Below are 17,239 nucleotides of genomic sequence, written 5' to 3' on the forward strand. Positions count from 1 at the left end.
TGCACGATAAGTGACGATGGCCATGACGAGGCCGCCGCTGCACCCAAGCGGATTGCAGGGAAGGCAAGATACCTGCGTGTACGGGAATTCGAATGCGCGAACGCTCAGGCGCTGCGCGACAGGTGCATATCGTTGCGGGCGCCGCTCTCGCGTCCCTTGCGCAAGGCACTGACACGACGCAGCCAAGCCAATGCTTGCGCGGCCGGGTCCCGTTCCCCGTGAAGAATGATGTCGACGGTTTGCTCGCCGTCATCCAGGCATACCGCTGCGGGTCGGCCGTCGGATTCGTAGTTGCGCTGCGCGACCAGGCCGGCGAACTTCACCGCACTCTCGCAGAGCATGAACGCCCCGACGAACTCGTCGCCCTGCGACACGGACCAGACGCCGTCCTGGCAAATGATCTTGTAGACGATTCGCTGGGTCATGCCATCCACCGTCCGAGCATGGGTGGGCCGGCGGGCGTCCGTGCCGCCGGCTCGCCGGTTTGCCTTGTTCCGACACTTCCCAACATCCTGTGGGTGGACCTACGGTCAGCTCATCCAAGCCAAAAAGCGCCGGAACGGAACCAGTGTCGCGATTTGGCGGCGCGGCGTCTGCCGGATGATCGCGCCTTCGCGTGTAGGCGAAGTCCGACACCACGTCCTTCGCGCAAAAAAAGACCCGGCTCGCCGAAGGCTTGCCGGGTCAGCATAGGTTTTACTTTTTTCGGAACCGTTACACCGACAGCGGATTCGGCTTGTCGGCATCGAGCTTGTACTGCTTGATGGCCCGCGCCACGTCCTTGGCATTGACCGCGCCCTCGCGCGCCAGCGCGGCCAGGGCCGCGTGGGCGATCCAGTAGCGGTCGACCTCGAAGAAGCTGCGCAGGTGCTCGCGGGTGTCGCTGCGACCGTAGCCATCGGTGCCGAGCACGGTGTAGTGCTTGCCGTCCGGCATGAAGGCGCGGATCTGGTCGGCGTACTCGCGGACGTAGTCGGTGGCCGCGATGACCGGACCGGCACGATCCTTCAGGCACTGCGTGACATGGGCCTCGCGCGGCTTCTTGGCTTCCGGGTGCAGGCGGTTCCAGCGCTCGGCATCGAAACCGTCGCGACGCAGCTCGCTGAAGCTGGTGCACGACCAGATGTCGGCCTCGACGCCGAAGTCGTCCTTCAGCAGTTCAGCCGCCGCCATGGCCTCGCGCAGGATGGTGCCCGACCCCAGCAGCTGCACGCGCGGCACGCTCTTGGACTTGCCCTTGGGCTTGTCGGCCTCCTGCAGCAGGTACATGCCCTTGAGGACGCCTTCCTCGCAGCCCTCGGGCATGTCCGGATGGGTGTAGTTCTCGTTCATGACCGTGAGGTAGTAGTACTCGTCCACCTGCTCGGCCAGCATGCGACGCACGCCGTCCTGCAGGATGATCGCCACCTCGTAGGAGAAGGTCGGATCGTACGCCTTGCAGTTGGGAATGGCCCCGGCCAGCAGGTGCGAATGACCGTCCTCGTGCTGCAGGCCCTCCCCGTTCAGCGTGGTGCGGCCGGCGGTACCGCCAATCAGGAAGCCGCGCGAACGCATGTCGCCCGCCGCCCAGGCCAGATCGCCGATGCGCTGGAAGCCGAACATCGAGTAGTAGATGAAGAACGGCAGCATCGGCTGATCGCTGGTCGAATAGCTCGTCGCCGCCGCCATCCAGGCGCTCATGCCACCGGCCTCGGAGATGCCTTCCTGCAGCACTTGGCCCTTGATGTCCTCGCGGTAGTACAGCAGCTGATCGGCGTCCTGCGGGCGGTACTTCTGGCCGAACGGCGCATAGATGCCGATTTGCCGGAACATGCCTTCCATGCCGAAGGTACGCGCCTCGTCGGAGACGATGGGCACCACGCGGGGGCCGATCTCCTTGTCGCGCAGCAGCAGGTTCATGCCGCGCACCAGCGACATGGTGGTGGAGATCTCGCGATCGCCGCTGCCCTTGGTGATCTGCTTGTAGAAGTCCAGGTCCGGCGCCTTGAAGGTCTTGCTGGACTTGCTGCGACGCTGCGGCAGCGCGCCGCCCAGCGCTTTGCGGCGCTCGCGCATGTACTGCACTTCCTCCGAGTCCTCGCCCGGGTGGTAGTACGGCACGTCGTCCAGCTGATCGTCCGGCACCGGAATATTGAAGCGGTCGCGGAAATGGCGCACCGCGTCGGCGTCCAGCTTCTTCTGCTGATGGGTCGGGTTCTGCGACTCGCCGGCCTCACCCATGCCGTAGCCCTTGACCGTCTTGGCCAGGATCACGGTCGGCATGCCCTCGGTGTTGGAGGCGGCATGATAGGCCGCATACACCTTGTGCGGGTCGTGGCCGCCGCGGTTCAGGCGCCACACGTCCTCGTCGGACAGGTTGGCGACCATGGCCTTGGTCTCGGGGTACTTGCCGAAGAAATGCTCGCGCGTGTAGGCGCCGCCGAAGGCCTTGCAGGCCTGGTACTCGCCGTCCAGCGTTTCCATCATCAGCTTGCGCAGCACACCCTTGTCGTCGCGCGCCAGGAGCGGATCCCAGTAGCTGCCCCAGACCAGCTTCAGCACGTTCCAGCCGGAACCGCGGAAGCCGCCTTCCAGCTCCTGGATGATCTTGCCGTTGCCGCGCACCGGGCCGTCCAGGCGCTGCAGGTTGCAGTTGATGACGAAGACCAGGTTGTCCAGCTTCTCGCGGCCGGCCAGCGCGATCGCGCCCAGGGACTCCGGCTCGTCGCACTCGCCGTCGCCCATGAAGCACCAGATCTTGCGATCGGTCTTCGGCATCAGGCCACGGTGCTCCAGGTACTTCCAGAACTGCGCCTGGTAGATGGCCTGGATCGGGCCGAGACCCATCGACACCGTCGGCACCTGCCAGTAGTCCGGCATCAGCCACGGATGCGGATACGAGGACAACCCCTTGCCCTTGCCGGCCACTTCCATGCGGAACAGGTCCATCTGCTCGGCGCTGAAGCGCCCTTCCAGGAACGAGCGCGCGTAGATGCCCGGGCTGGAATGGCCCTGGTAGAAGATCAGATCGCCCGGATGGTCTTCGCTGGGCGCGCGCCAGAAGTGGTTGAAGCCGACGTCGTACAGTGTCGCCGAGGAGGCGAAGCTGGCGATGTGGCCACCCAGGCTGCCCGGTTTGCGGTTGGCACGCACCACCATCGCCATCGCGTTCCAGCGAATCAGCGAGCGGATGCGCCATTCCAGCGCCGCGTCACCGGGGCTCTTGGCCTCCATGTGCGGCGGAATGGTGTTGACGTATTCGGTGGTCGGGTCGAACGGCAGGTACCCGCCGGCGCGGCGCGTGGCGTCGACCATGCGGTCGAGCAGGAAGTGCGCGCGTTCCGGGCCGTCGGCATTGATGACCGCGCTGAGCGAATCGATCCATTCCCGGGTCTCGGTGGGGTCGAGATCCTGGTCGAGGATGTCCTGCAGTTGATCCATCGGTTTTCCTCCGCGGCGCGTCCGTGGGGATCGGGCGCCCGCTCATGTCGAACAGGGGGAAGGCCGCGCGCATGAATCGCGCGGCGAGTCCATCAAGTTTACCGCTCACGGCGAAATGCGCCAATGTCACGGCCGTTTAAACGACGTTCGCCGCTGTTTCAGCCCTCTCCGCGGGCCATTTCGGCGCGAATCTGCGCCTCGACGCAGGCGATCGCCGTCATGTTGACCACGCGCCGCACCGTCGCCTGCGGTGTCAGCAGGTGCGCGGGTTTGGCCACGCCCATCAGAATCGGACCGATGGTCACGCCGTCGGACATGTGCCGGGTCATGTTGTAGGCGATGTTGGCCGCATCCAGGTTGGGGAACACGAACATGTTGGCCTTGTCCGTGAGGTTGGAATTGGGGAACAGGCGCGTGCGGATCTCCGGGTCCAGCGCCACATCGGCCTGCATCTCGCCCTCGACCTCCAGTCGCGGCGCGCGCGAACGGATCAGTTCCAGCGCACGACGCATCTTGCAGGTGTTGGCGGTCTCGCGGCTGCCGAAGTTGGAATGCGACAGCAGCGCGATGCGCGGCGTGATGCCGAACATTTTCAGACGCATCGCCGCCATCAGCGTGGATTCGGCAATCTGCTCGGCGCTCGGATCTTCCTCGACATAGGTGTCCAGGAAGAAGAACACGCCCTTGTCGGTGGACACTGCCGACATCGCCGAGGCGCCCTGTGCGCCCTCGTCCAGACCGATGATGTCGGTGATATAGCGCAGCTTGCGGTGGAAGTGCCCGACCAGACCGCCGATCATGGCGTCGGCGTCGCCGCGCTCGACCATCAGGGACGCGATGGCAATGCCGCGCGAACGCACCACGGCCTTGGCGTGGGCCGGCGTCACGCCACGACGCTCCATCAGGAGATGGTAATGCTGCCAGTAGTCGTCGAAACGCGGATCGGAGTGGATGTTGCACAGCTCGAAGTCGCGATCGACCTTCAGGCGCAGGCCGGCGCGCTCGATGCGCTGTTCGATGACGTCCGGGCGGCCGATCAGGATCGGCCGTGCCAGCCCTTCGTCGACGATGGTCTGCGCCGCGCGCAGAATGGTGTCTTCCTCGCCCTCGGCGAAAGCCACGCGCTTGAGGTCGGCCTTGGCGCGGTCGAACACCGGCTTCATGGTCAGGCCGGTGCGGAAGACCACGTTCGACAGCTTGTCGCAGTAGGCCTCCATGTCCTCGATCGGCCGCGCGGCCACACCGGACTCCATGGCGGCCTTGGCCACTGCCGGCGGCAGTTGCACCAGCAGGCGCGGATCGAACGGCTGCGGAATCAGGTAGTCCGGACCGAAATGCGGTACCTGGCCGCCGTAGGCACGCGCCGAGACGTCCGACGCCTCGCGACGTGCCAACTCGGCGATGGCGTGCACGCAGGCCACCTTCATGGCTTCGTTGATGACTGTGGCGCCGACATCCAGCGCGCCGCGGAAGATGTACGGGAAGCACAACGCGTTGTTGACCTGGTTCGGATAGTCCGAGCGGCCGGTCGCGATGATGCAGTCGGGACGGACCTTCTTCGCCTCTTCGGGCAGAATTTCCGGATACGGATTGGCCAGCGCCAGGATGATCGGCTTGTCGGCCATGCTCTGGACCATCTCTGGCTTCAGCACGCCGCCGGCGGACAGGCCCAGGAAGATATCCATGCCCTCGATGATCTCGCCCAGCGAACGCTTGTCGGTGTCGCGGGCATAACGCTGCTTGTCCGGGTCCATGTTCTCGCGACCGGTGTACAGCACGCCGTCGCGATCGACCGCCAGGATGTTCTCCGGCTTCAAGCCCAGCGACACCAGCATGTCCAGGCAGGCGATGCCGGCCGCGCCGGCGCCAGCCGTGGCCAGTTTCACGTCCTCGATCTTCTTGCCGGTCACGTGCAGCGCATTGATGACCGCCGCGCCGACGATGATCGCCGTGCCGTGCTGGTCGTCGTGGAACACCGGGATGTTCATGCGCTCGCGCAGCTTCTTCTCGACGATGAAGCACTCGGGCGCCTTGATGTCCTCCAGATTGATGCCGCCGAAGGTGGGCTCCATCGAGGCGATGATGTCGACCAGCTTGTCCGGGTCGGTCTCGTCCAGCTCGATGTCGAACACGTCGATGCCGGCGAACTTCTGGAACAGCACGCCCTTGCCTTCCATCACCGGTTTGCCGGCCAACGGCCCGATGTTGCCCAGGCCCAGCACCGCGGTGCCGTTGGAGATCACCGCCACCAGATTGGCGCGCGCAGTCAGTTCGGCCGCCTCGCCCGGATCGTCGACGATGGCCTCGCAGGCCGCCGCCACGCCGGGCGAATAGGCCAACGCCAGATCGCGCTGGTTGATCAGCGACGTGGTCGGCGTGACCTTGATCTTGCCGGGGGTGGGCTTGCGGTGATACTCGAGCGCAGCCTGCGCGAGTTCCTTGGAGATGCTGGACATGGACGACAACACTTCTGCGACGAGGAGCCCGATCGGAACGGGCGGAAAGCTATGCTAGCACCAGCCCGCAGCACGGCAACCCATGCTTTGCCACGATGGGAGATACTTACTTACCTTCACCGCTCGCCCTGCCCGCCCGACGCAACAAAACAAACGATACCCCCTTGAAAGCCAAGTATAAACTTACGACCAGCACAAACCACCCAACCCAATTTGGTGTATTTATATATTCAATTCCAATATTGCAAGAAACCACGAATAGCACACCCAAGAAATGCAATACCCACACCGGAATATGTTTTTGAGTTACTGAGCACCTTCCACTCCTAGATCTTAAGCGAGCCCCCTGATATCTCGAGGGGGCTTGTTGTTAATTTAACAGCAATCCCTGGCCAAGCCAGGAACTGCCTCAGAGATCAAAGCTTATAGACATAGTACGCCTGACCGCCACGGGAGCCGGCAACGGCGGGATTTCGTGCGCAGTGTACGCAGCAACGCCAGTTGCAAGTGCAATCGCGCACTGGGTCAACGCGACGTTGTGCGCCAGGGCCACCGAATCCTGTACCGCAGACGAATCTGGCGTATGTATCTGACTCGGCGTGTTCATAGGCACCGCCGGATAGGCCGTTTCTGGCTTCGGTCCGGACGCCCCCAAGCCCCCGAAGCCCCCGAAGCCCCCTTGTGCCACACCTTTCGCGCTTGGTCCGCGGTCACGTCACCCATGATCACAATGGTGGTCATGTCCAGACAGAAGGTCTTGGCGCAACAGACCTTCACGGCGTCCAACAGCCACTACATTCACAAGGTTTCAAAACCAACCTCACCAACTGTACGTACAACAAAGCGGCTTGCATCAAACTTTGTCAACATAAAAAATAATAACAAATCGCCAGAGCTTCCATAAATTTGATATACAGACAACCAAAACACAAACCTAGAACCATAAACAATGCTTATAATGAACAGCAGGACTCCAAGCAAAAGAAATGGCAATATTGCGGAAACCATATATCTACAGGCTTTAACTTTATCCCTGCAAACAACATAAGGAGTCAATGCTTTTCGACTAAACCTGTAATCCACCAAACCCTTATCAGCACCGCCATTAAACGTAAACGAGGCATAATGAATATACTCATGGATGAAAATACTTACCGCAAGAATAAAAATGAACCCCATGATAATATCAAATGACAAAACAACATCGCTAAACACATCCCTTCGAAATGACATATAAATCAATATGAATATGCCAGACAAAACCAAGCCCAAAAGTTGGCTATATTTTGCAAATTTCCCTCTAGACATCGACTGCCGCATGATTGGAACTCTGCCTCATCTGACATTTACTTTAACGAATAATTTAGATTGAATGTTATGGTTTTGAGCAACGCCAAAATTATCTCATCAAACACGGTGGCGAAGGAAAGCATCCAACACCACCGCGTCGATTTCGACTACCCTCAAATTTTGTCAATCAATTTAAGACAAAAAATATAAGAGACTAGCCTTTAATTACAGCCCATGATCCTCCAACTTCCCATTGATCCAGGTTCCAATTTCCCACCCAACAACTGCCGCGCCTCCAACAGCGCCTGCCGCGGCTCCGAAAGCCAGACCTTCTTCAATGCCGGTTACTCCGAACAACTCATTCACAACACCGCCAGATACAGACTCGACACAAGCATCATTCAACACGTACATAATTTTCTCCACTAATTAGCCGGGAATCCATGCCGCCCCGGCTTCGGCCTTGCCGATCACTGCTTGTGCAGCTCGACAAACTGGGCCTACCCATGACTCAGGGCAAGAATTCGATCCGTAATGGCCACCGACTCCAACCGGTGTGCAATGACAACCCGTGTAAGATTCAGCTGGCTTACTGCAGAACTTACTTCCCGTTCACGCTCCACATCCAAGTGACTGGTCGCCTCATCTAGCACCAGCAATTTCGGGCGACGGTACAGAGCCCGGGCGAAGATCACGCGTTGCCTCTGACCACCAGACAGGCTTGAGCCCATGTCGCCAACCAAGGTCTGATAGCCCATCGGCATGGCGACGATTTCCTCGTGTATCGCGGCCAGACGGGCAGCAGCCTCGACTTTTATGCTGCTGGCTTGAGGGTCAAAGAATGCAATGTTTTCCGCCAGGGACCCGGCGAATAACTGGTCGTCCTGCATCACTGCACCGATCAGGTTGCGATAGGTATTCGAACCCAGCTTGCGGATGTCCGTGCCACCAAACAGGACTTCGCCTTCGACTGGCTCAAGTAGGCCGAGGATCAACTTGGCCAGGGTGGTCTTGCCGCATCCCGAAGGGCCGACTATGGCGACCGACCCACCTGCCTCGATGCGGAAGGAGCAATGCTTGATAATCCATGGCTCGCCTTCGGCGTAGCGGAAGCTCAGGTTGCGAACTTCAATGCTGGCCTCGTCCATGGGCCCTTGATAGGTGCCTGCGTGTTGTTGTTCCGGCTCGCTCAGAGCGATGTCGGCCAAGCGCTCGGCATGCAGCCTGAGCATGCGGAATTCGATCAGCTTGTCGATCAGCCCCGCGGCGCGGGTGTGGAACTGGTCGGCATAGGCAACGAAGGCCACCAACATGCCGACGGTGAACTTTCCGTCCAGCACCATGACGGCAGCGATCCAGATCATGGCCACACGGCCGACGCCAAATACAACTTGGTTGAAGGCGCTGAAGGTGATGTGCAGACGCTGGATACCAATGTTGCGGTTGATGGTTTCTACCGCGGCGTTGGCATAGCGCGTGCGGCGCTCAGGCTGCTTGTTGGCCAGCTTGATCGGCAATACACCACGGATGGATTCCAACAGCTCACTCTGCTGGCGCGCGGCGTAGACGACCTGGTCCTCGCTAGCGCGGTACAGCGGACGATAAAAAGCCAAGCGCAGCAGACCGTAGATCACGAAGGACGCTACCACCAGAAGCGCCAGCGGCATGCTGTATAGGCAGAGCACCACCAAGGTGATGACCGACATCAGGCCATCCAGCAAGGAGCCGATGAATTGTGTGGTCAGCGTGCGCTGGATGGCCTGGATGGAACCGAATCGCGAGATCACGTCACCGATATGGCGGGTCTCGAACCATGCAAGTGGCAGGCGCATCAAGTGGCCGAACAGGTTGCTGACCCACTGTACGTTGAGGGTGGCCCCCAACCAGGACACAGCCCAGCTGCGCGCGGCGGTGATCAGGGTCTGGAAGACCACCACACCCAGAAAAGCCAGCCCGAGCAGGGTGAGCAGATCACGATCAGCCGAGACCAGCGCCTGATCCAGCACCCACTGCATATAGAACGGACCGACCAGGGAAAATACCTCTAGCGCCAATGCCAACAGCAGGATCTGCACTAACGCAGGGACTAGGCCGCGCACCGAGCCAGTCAGCTTGCGCAGGGAAATGCCCTGGCGCGCCTTGACTGGCTTGAAATCGGCGGCTGGCGACAACTCCAACGCGACACCGGTGAAGTGGTCCGAGACTTCCTTGAGCGCGATCTTGCGTTCGCCGCGTGCCGGATCATGAATGAACACATGCCGGGTCGTAGCCCGTTTGAGCACGACGAAGTGGTTTAGATCCCAGTGCAGGATGCACGGCGTCTTCAACTGATCGAGTTCATCCAGCTCCAGACGCAAAGGGCGCGTGACGAAATCGAGCTCGCTCGATACCATCATCACGCGTGCGAGGTTTGCCCCTTTGAGCGAAGTGGCAAATCGTCGTCGCAGGCCTGGAAGGTCCACATCGTGGCCGTGATAGCGGGCTATCATGGCGATGCAAGCCAACCCGCATTCGGCGGCCTCGGTCTGCAGGATCATGGGAAGGCGGCGCCCCCAGCCGAACTGAATATTCGACAGCGGGTTCGGGGAAGCGACTTCGGGGCGAGCTGCGGCTCCGTCAGGCATGATGCTTCTCCGACCCGGAAAGATGCTGCCCGAGTCCGTACAGTGGCTCGAACACCCATTCAAGCAGGCTGCGGCGATCCATCAAAATATCCGCATCGAGCGCCATGCCGGGCTTGAGCGCCTGCGTTTTGCCATAGGCATCAATGTCCTGCCTGTCGAGCTTGACGTTGATCCGATACAGCGGCTGATTCGCGCGCCGCCCCGTCAACGCAAAGGTTTCCGACGGACTCAGCGCGCTTCGCGATATCTGCTCGACGTTTCCGTACTGTTGTCCAAACTTCTGGTACGGATACGCTTGATAACGAAGCACCACGCGACTGCCTGGGGCAATGAAGCCCACGGCACGACTCGGCACTAGAAGTTGTGCCTGCAAACGGGAGCCACGCGGAAGAATCGACAACAACGATTCCCCCGCACTTACGGTTTGCCCAGACTGAGCGAGCAAGGTTGCAACCACGCCGTCACGCGGCGCCCTCAATACAATGGCGCGCTGCGCCTCGTTCTGTGCCAGCTGCTGGTCGATGCCGGCCAATTGACGTTGAATCGCGTTGGCATGCGTTGTCAGATCCAGAGGCAGTTGCGCTAGTTTTTGCTGCGCATGCGCATACTGCTGTTGCACATCCAGAAGCTGCCGTACAAGAGTCTTGGCTTGCGCCTGGTCCTGCAGCAGTTGCGTATTTTGCTGTTGCACTCGGAATGCGGAGACATATCCTTTACTGCTCAACGGGCGTATACGTTCCAGCAGTTGCTGATCGCTGTCGATACGTTTTTTCTGCAGCGCATGCTGCGACCGGATCTCTGCTTCCTGCGCATGCAACAGCTTTATCTGTTGCCTCAGCTGATCACGCTGCTGCTGGTTGGACCTGTGCTGCGTTACCAAGTCAGATTGCAGGCGAATGCGCTGGTCTCGGAGCTGTTTGCTGATGCTCGCTCGCGTATCGCCAAGCGCCGCACTATCGGTATCACCGGAAATCTCCAGAAGTGGCTGCCCACGATGAACCTTTTGGCCCTCATCCACACGCACGCGCGTGACGCGCCCGGCACCGATCGCATCCACGGAAAGCAAGCCCTCAGTAGGCACAAGTTGACCCGTCACTCGCGAGCGTCGCGTGTAATGACCAAGAACCAGAAACAGGAGAATGGCTACTGCCAGCCCAGCAGCTAGCAGCGAAACCAACCACCGCGAAAGCGGCGCCGCCAACTGGATAGAGCCCAACCAATCGCCTCGGCGGGCATCAACGACTTCTTTGCGAAACAACCCCTGTTTCAAAACATCTCCGTGTTTGTGACGACTGAATCCCTTCAGCCGCAAAAACTTTATCGTTTGCTGCGAGGCAGCTGTCGTATATCAGAGCTGACCCTTGCAATCTTTTGACTCGAAAATATCAACAGCATGGGGATATTTGTATCCGAAAAATTCCTATGCGCTTCGTCTCCAACAACAAGTGCAACACTGACCCGATCTGAGGGGGAGTGTTGAATGGGAACGCACTACAAGCGCCTGAGTGCCAAGGAACGCGGCACGATCATGGCGTTGCGTCATGTGAGCAAAAGCATTCGTGCCGTGGCGTTGTGTCTGAGGCGTTCGCCGAGCACGATCAGCCGCGAGCTTCGTCGCAACGGTGGGCTACCGTGCTGTGGTCGCTCTCGGTCGGGACGGTCTCGCCACCGCCCCGGCTACGATACGGTTCGCGCCGGCAAACGCGCTCACCGACTGCGACGCAAACCACGTCGCCCACGCAAACTGCATCGGAAAAAAACAAGCAGTGGAAGCGGATCCGTCACTACCTGCACAAGTGTTGTGTCGCCCGAACAAATCGCAGACATACTGGGCCACAGCGTACGCCGAGAGCGCGTCTTGCGCGAGTTCCTTGGAGATACTGGACAGGAAGAGTCGACTCCAAAGGCTGGGACCACGACGGACCGGAAGTCCACATGCTAGCCACCTATTCGTCACACGCCAACGCATGGATGCACACAACACTCCACCAGCCGCTGCAACACCGTGGTCAACCGCATGCACATCCCCTACATAATCGCTCCCAAACCCCATGCAGGTCATGGACGCCTCGACGTGTCTTGCCCATGCCCGAAGGATGGTCGACACAATCCCCGATTCACGGAACCAAACGGCCAGGCGTCTTCTGACCGTCAAACATCGTCCCGACCGCGACCGCGCTGGCCCGAGCGGCGGCCGGGCGTCTTGGCCCGGCCCTGCTGCTTGAGTCGCGCCTCCAGCGTCGCCGCCTGCTCTTCGCGCTCGGCCTTCAGCTTGACGTAGTTGCGCCAGCGCTCCGCATCCAGCTCGCCGGATGCGATGGCTGCCTGCACCGCGCAGCCGGGTTCGGTTTCGTGCGCGCAGTCGGCGAAGCGGCAGCGCAGCGCCAGTTCCTCGATGTCGGCGAACAGATCCAGCGATTCCTCGCCGGTCAGCTTCAACTCGCGCATGCCCGGGGTGTCGATCAGGCAGGCGCCGCCGGGCAGTGGAAGCAGCGCGCGATGCGTGGTGGTGTGCCGGCCGCGGCTGTCACTGGCGCGCACCGCACCGGTGGCCATGCGCGACTCGCCCAGCAGCGTGTTGGTCAGGGTCGACTTGCCGGCGCCGGAGGAGCCGACCAGCACCACCGTGTCACCCGGCCTGAGGTAGCCGGACAGCTGTTCGATGGTGGCCGGGTCACGTGCGTTGATGGCGTGCACCGGCGTGGTGTCGGGCAGCCGTTCGCGCAGCGCGGCGCACTTGGCCTCGACGTCCTCGGTCCGGTCGGCCTTGGTCAGCAGCACCACCGGCTGCGCGCCCGAGCCCTCGATCAGCAGCAGATAGCGTTCGATGCGCCGCGGATTGAAGTCGCCATCCAGACCGGTCAGCACCAGCACGTAGTCGATGTTGGTGGCGATGATCTGCCGCGCGTAGCGTTCGCCGGCCGCAGCGCGGGTCAACGTCGAGCGACGCGGCAGGATGCGTTCGATGGTCGGCGGTTCGGCCTCGTCCAGCACCACGAAATCGCCGACGGCCGGCCGTTCCGCAGGATCGATGCGGCGCTTCAGGAAGCGTCCGTCGGGCTGCGCGGCAATCACGGCATGCCCATCGTGCACCTCATAGCCGGCGCGATGCTGCGCCACCACGCGGGCGACGCGCGCGGCAGAATCGCCGTCGCGCCAGCCAATGCGGCGCAGCGCCTCGATGTCGGAACCGGAACTCATGCCACGATTATGCCCTGCGAAGCGCCGCATCGCGGCCCCACTTGCTCACGAAGCGCTGTTAGCATGCGGGCAAATCCACTCGTGAAGCCCCGCCGTGACGCCGATCGCACCCAGCGCCCGCCTCGCCGAAGTCCGCTACGAGATCCGTGGCGCCCTGGCTCGCCGTGCGCGCGAGATGGAAGCGGCCGGCGCGCCGATCGTGCACCTGAACATCGGCAACCCAGGGCGCTTCGGCTTCCGCGCCCCGGCACATCTGGTCGACGCCATTCCCGCCCACCTGGCGCACAGCGATGGGTACTGCCAGGAACAGGGCATCGACGAGGCTCGTGACGCCGTCGTCGCGCGCCAGCATGCACGCGGCGTGGCGGATGTCGACGCCGACCGTGTGTTCATCGGCAACGGCGTCAGCGAGCTGATCGACATCAGCCTGCGCGCCCTGCTCGGCCCTGGCGACGAGGTGCTGCTGCCCAGCCCGGACTATCCGCTTTGGAGCGCCGCGACCGTGCTCAACGGCGGTCGCCCGCGCTACTACCGCTGCCTCGCGGCCAACGGCCATTTGCCCGATCCCGAGGAGATGGAACGCCTGATCACGCCGCGCACCCGCGCCATCGTGCTGATCAACCCCAACAACCCGACCGGCGCGGTATACCCGCGCGCGCTGCTCGAACGTATCGTCGCCCTGGCGGCCCGACATGATCTGCTGCTGCTCAGCGACGAGATCTACGACGACATCGTGTACGACGGCGCGACCTTCGAACCGCTAGCACCGCTGGCTGGCGACGTGCCGTGCCTGAGCTTCTCCGGGCTGTCCAAGGTGCACCGTGCCTGCGGCTTCCGCATCGGCTGGATGAGCCTGTCCGGCGATCGCGCGCGCACCGCCGAACTGCGCGACGCGCTGCAGTTGCTGTCCGCGCTGCGCCTGTGCGCCAACGTCCCCGCGCAGTGGGCCGTGCGCGCCGCGCTGGAAGGACCCGATACCATCGGCCCGCTGCTGCAGTCTGGCGGCCGCCTGCACGCCGCGCGCCAGGCCGTGCTGGACGGCGTCGCCGCCAGCCGCCATCTGGAACTGGTCGCCCCGCGCGGCGCGCTGTACGCCTTCCCCGCCGTGCGCGCCGAGACCCTGCCCACATTCGACGACAGCGACTTTGCGCTGCGTCTGCTGGAAGAGGAAGGCGTACTGCTCGCCCCCGGCTCCAGCTTCAATGTCGAAGCCAGCCGCCACCTGCGTCTGACCCTGCTGCCGGAACCGGACACGCTGCGCGACGTCTTTGTGCGCATCGAGCGCGTGCTCGAACGCATGAGCGAGACCACGGCACGTCCCGCACGCGCCTCGGCCTGAGCGCGCGTTCACCCGCCCGCGTCCGGAATCGCGTAGGCTGGTGCGCATGATCGATGCTTCCGAAGCCTGCCGCTATCTCGCCCTCGGTGACTCCTACACCATCGGCGAAGGTGTCTGCGCGCACGACCGCTGGCCGCAGCAAGTCGTGAACGCCCTGCGCCGCGAAGGCCTGCGCATGGACGATCCGCAGATCATCGCCGTCACCGGTTGGACCACCGACGAGTTGGCCGCCGGCATGCGCGCGGTCAGCCTGCAGCCGCCCTATGATCTGGTCAGCCTCGGCATCGGCGTGAACAACCAATACCGTGGCCGCGACGTCGGCAACTACCGCGAGGAATTCGCCGAACTGCTGGCACGCGCGGTGCATCTGGCGGGCGACCGTCCGCGCCAGGTGATGGTGACGTCGATCCCCGACTGGGGCGTGACCCGCTTCGCCCGAGAACAGGGACGCGATGCTGCCGCCATCGCCCGCGAAATCGACATCTACAACGCCGTCGGCCGGGACGAGACCCTGCGCGCCGGTGCGCACTGGGCCGACGTCACCGCCCTGTCCCGCGCCTGCGGCGACGATGCCGAGATGCTGACCGACGACGGGCTGCACCCCTCCGCCGCGCAATACACGCTCTGGAACCAGCGCCTGCTGCCCCTGGCGCGCACCCTGCTGCGCCAGCGGCGGGGTTGAAAATCGGCGCGAACGCCCCGACACCAGCGGGTATTCGACTTCGGAGGAGATCGGGCTGCGGGTCAATCCGCGTTATCATGTCCGGTCCCGCTCCACCTACCACGGAACCCCGCCATGTCCCTTGATACCGCCACCCGCGAACGCATCCAGTCGCTGCTCGACACGCACCGCATCGTGCTGTTCATGAAGGGCGATCGCCGGCAGCCGATGTGCGGTTTCTCCGCCGCCGCGGTCGGTGCGCTCGACGATGTGCTGGACGATTACCACACCGTCAACGTGCTGGAAGACCCGGAAATCCGCGAGGGCATCAAGCTGTTCGGCGACTGGCCGACAATCCCGCAGCTGTACGTCAGCGGCGAATTGGTCGGCGGCTCGGACATCGTGCGCCAGATGTATGCCTCCGGCCAGCTGCACGAACTGTTCGGCGCCGAGGCGCCGGACCGCACGCCGCCGGAAATCACCCTGACCGACAAGGCCGCCGAGGCCATTCGCGACGGCATCGGCAACGCCCAGGGCATGGCGCTGCATCTGAACATCGGCGCCGACAACAGCGCCGGCTTCCAGCTGGCGCCGGCCGGCGAGAGCGACATCGTCAGCCTCGCCAACGGCATCGAGATCCATCTCGACCCCGGCAGCGCGCAGCGCGCGCGCGGCATCGTCATCGACTGGGTCGAGACCATGCAGGGCGCCGGTCTCAGCCTGCGTTTCCCGGGCGCCGCCGAAGTTCACGACCTCAGCGTCGCCGAGCTGAAGACACGCATCGACGCCGGTGACATCACCGTCATCGACGTGCGCCCGGCCGATCAGCGTGCGCTGGCGCCATTCCCCGGCGCGCGCTCGCTGGAAGAGGAAGGCGAGGCCGCCTTCGCCAACCTGCCCAAGGACACGCCGATGGCGTTCCTGTGCCATCACGGCGTGTCCAGCCGCGGCGTCGCCGAGCATTTCGCCGCGCACGGCTTCACCCAGGTGCACAACGTCGCCGGCGGCATCGACGCCTGGTCGCAAGAGATCGACGACAGCGTGCCGCGCTACTGAACATCGGCACCTGCAACACCGCGCCTGGCGCGGTAGGATCGAGCAAGGCCGGACATTGCGCCGGCCTTGTTTCGTTGTCCCCGCTGGAGAACCCGATGAAACGCCTGCTTTCCCTGGTCGCGCTCGCGGCCCTGGTCGCGACCGGCGCGATGGCCGCCACCGCGATGCCCTACAACCCCAAGGCCGACGCCAAGGCCGAGGTGCACCACGCCCTGCAGACCGCGCAGAAGAACGACAAGCCCGTACTGGTGTTCTTCGGCGCCAACTGGTGCCCGGACTGCCGCGCGTTGGCCAAGGCCATCAAGACCGGCAAGAACGCCACGCTGATGCACGCCAACTTCAACATCGTGAAAGTGGACGTCGGCAACTTCGACCGCAATCTGGACATCGACAAGCGTTTCGGCGACCCGATCAAGAAAGGCATTCCGGCTGCGGTCATCGTCTCGCCACAAGGCAAGGTGCTGTACGCAACTCGCGCCGGCGAGCTGGCCAACGCCCGCCACATGAGCGATCAGGGCGTGTACGACTTCTTCGAACAGCGTCTGTCGGAGATCAAGCAGGCCCACACTTCCGAATGAGTCCGGCCCCGGACTCGACCGGATCGATCGTCTTCGCGCAGGTGCGGCTGGACACGCCGCGCCTGCTTCTGCGCACGCCGACGGATCGGGATCTGGATGACCTTCTGGCGATCTATGCGCGCCCCGATGTCACCCGGTACGGCATCCATCCGCCATGGACCGAACCCGCACAGGCGCGCGCATGGCTGGACCACGCCGAAGCTGGAAACACGCGCGGCGACGCGCTGACACTCGTGCTCGAGCACCGCGAAACACACCGCGTCATCGGCACCTGCATCCTGTTCCACCTTCACACCGAGTCCCGTCGCGCCGAGATCGGTTACGGCCTGCATCCCGAACACTGGGGACAAGGGCTGATGCACGAGGCCCTCACGGCCCTGATCGCCTACGCCTTCGATGACATGAAACTGCGCCGCATCGAGGCCGACATCGACCCCGCCAACGCCGCTTCGCGCCGCGCGCTCGAACGCCAGGGATTCGTCCACGAAGGCCGCCTGCGCGAGCGCTGGGACGTCAACGGCCGCATCACCGACTCCGACCTCTACGGCCTGCTGTCATCCGACCGGGCCACTGGCTGAGTGCTCATCCGCCGCGCATTGTGTCGCGGCACGCCA

The 17,239-nt window shown here is 62.9% G+C and carries 12 protein-coding genes; 5 read left to right on the top strand and 7 right to left on the bottom strand.

Annotated features, from left to right (window positions below; genetic code table 11):
- Positions 1 to 104: 104 nt before the first annotated feature.
- The 7 genes from BTJ49_RS03535 to rsgA all read right to left on the bottom strand — a co-directional run bounded on the left by BTJ49_RS03535 (position 105) and on the right by rsgA (position 12,991).
- Positions 105 to 425 carry a hypothetical protein gene (locus BTJ49_RS03535; protein ID WP_113063938.1) on the bottom strand — a complete coding sequence of 107 codons (321 nt, stop codon included), beginning with the start codon at positions 423 to 425 and terminating at the stop codon, positions 105 to 107.
- A gap of 289 nt (positions 426 to 714) precedes the next feature.
- The gene (aceE, locus tag BTJ49_RS03540; protein WP_113063939.1) at positions 715 to 3,420 is read right to left on the bottom strand and encodes a pyruvate dehydrogenase (acetyl-transferring), homodimeric type; all 2,706 of its coding nucleotides are present in this window, start codon (positions 3,418 to 3,420) and stop codon (positions 715 to 717) included.
- Positions 3,421 to 3,578: 158 nt separating this feature from the next.
- Positions 3,579 to 5,876, bottom strand: a complete 2,298-nt coding sequence (locus BTJ49_RS03545) for an NADP-dependent malic enzyme (protein WP_113063940.1) — start codon at positions 5,874 to 5,876, stop codon at positions 3,579 to 3,581.
- A 798-nt stretch (positions 5,877 to 6,674) separates the two neighbouring features.
- Positions 6,675 to 7,196, bottom strand: a complete 522-nt coding sequence (locus tag BTJ49_RS03550; RefSeq protein ID WP_113063941.1) for a metalloprotease family protein — start codon at positions 7,194 to 7,196, stop codon at positions 6,675 to 6,677.
- A gap of 470 nt (positions 7,197 to 7,666) precedes the next feature.
- Positions 7,667 to 9,703, bottom strand: coding sequence for a peptidase domain-containing ABC transporter (locus BTJ49_RS03555; RefSeq protein WP_343125515.1), 2,037 nt, complete (start codon positions 9,701 to 9,703; stop codon positions 7,667 to 7,669).
- A 79-nt stretch (positions 9,704 to 9,782) separates the two neighbouring features.
- Complete coding sequence (locus BTJ49_RS03560) at positions 9,783 to 11,060, bottom strand: HlyD family efflux transporter periplasmic adaptor subunit (protein WP_113063943.1); 1,278 nt, start codon at positions 11,058 to 11,060, stop codon at positions 9,783 to 9,785.
- An 881-nt stretch (positions 11,061 to 11,941) separates the two neighbouring features.
- On the bottom strand, positions 11,942 to 12,991 hold the full coding sequence (gene rsgA / locus BTJ49_RS03570; RefSeq protein ID WP_113063945.1) for a ribosome small subunit-dependent GTPase A: 1,050 nt from the start codon (positions 12,989 to 12,991) through the stop codon (positions 11,942 to 11,944).
- 94 nt (positions 12,992 to 13,085) lie between these two features.
- On the opposite strand from rsgA, the gene BTJ49_RS03575 reads away from it, so the two are divergent.
- The 5 genes from BTJ49_RS03575 (at position 13,086) to BTJ49_RS03595 (ending at position 17,203) form a co-directional block, all read left to right on the top strand.
- Complete coding sequence (locus BTJ49_RS03575; protein ID WP_240601708.1) at positions 13,086 to 14,330, top strand: aminotransferase class I/II-fold pyridoxal phosphate-dependent enzyme; 1,245 nt, start codon at positions 13,086 to 13,088, stop codon at positions 14,328 to 14,330.
- Positions 14,331 to 14,376: 46 nt separating this feature from the next.
- The gene (locus BTJ49_RS03580) at positions 14,377 to 15,012 is read left to right on the top strand and encodes an SGNH/GDSL hydrolase family protein (protein ID WP_113063946.1); all 636 of its coding nucleotides are present in this window, start codon (positions 14,377 to 14,379) and stop codon (positions 15,010 to 15,012) included.
- Positions 15,013 to 15,126: 114 nt separating this feature from the next.
- A complete protein-coding gene (grxD, locus tag BTJ49_RS03585; RefSeq protein WP_113063947.1) occupies positions 15,127 to 16,047 on the top strand; it encodes a Grx4 family monothiol glutaredoxin in 921 nt (306 codons plus the stop codon).
- Between the two features lie 95 nt (positions 16,048 to 16,142).
- Entirely contained in the window at positions 16,143 to 16,625 is a 483-nt protein-coding gene (locus BTJ49_RS03590; RefSeq protein ID WP_113063948.1) for a thioredoxin family protein, read from the top strand.
- Complete coding sequence (locus tag BTJ49_RS03595) at positions 16,622 to 17,203, top strand: GNAT family N-acetyltransferase (RefSeq protein ID WP_113063949.1); 582 nt, start codon at positions 16,622 to 16,624, stop codon at positions 17,201 to 17,203. Before BTJ49_RS03590 ends, BTJ49_RS03595 begins: the two co-directional genes overlap by 4 nt.
- Positions 17,204 to 17,239: the final 36 nt, after the last annotated feature.

Source organism: Oleiagrimonas sp. MCCC 1A03011, from assembly GCF_003267965.1.
Lineage (GTDB): Bacteria > Pseudomonadota > Gammaproteobacteria > Xanthomonadales > Rhodanobacteraceae > Oleiagrimonas > Oleiagrimonas citrea.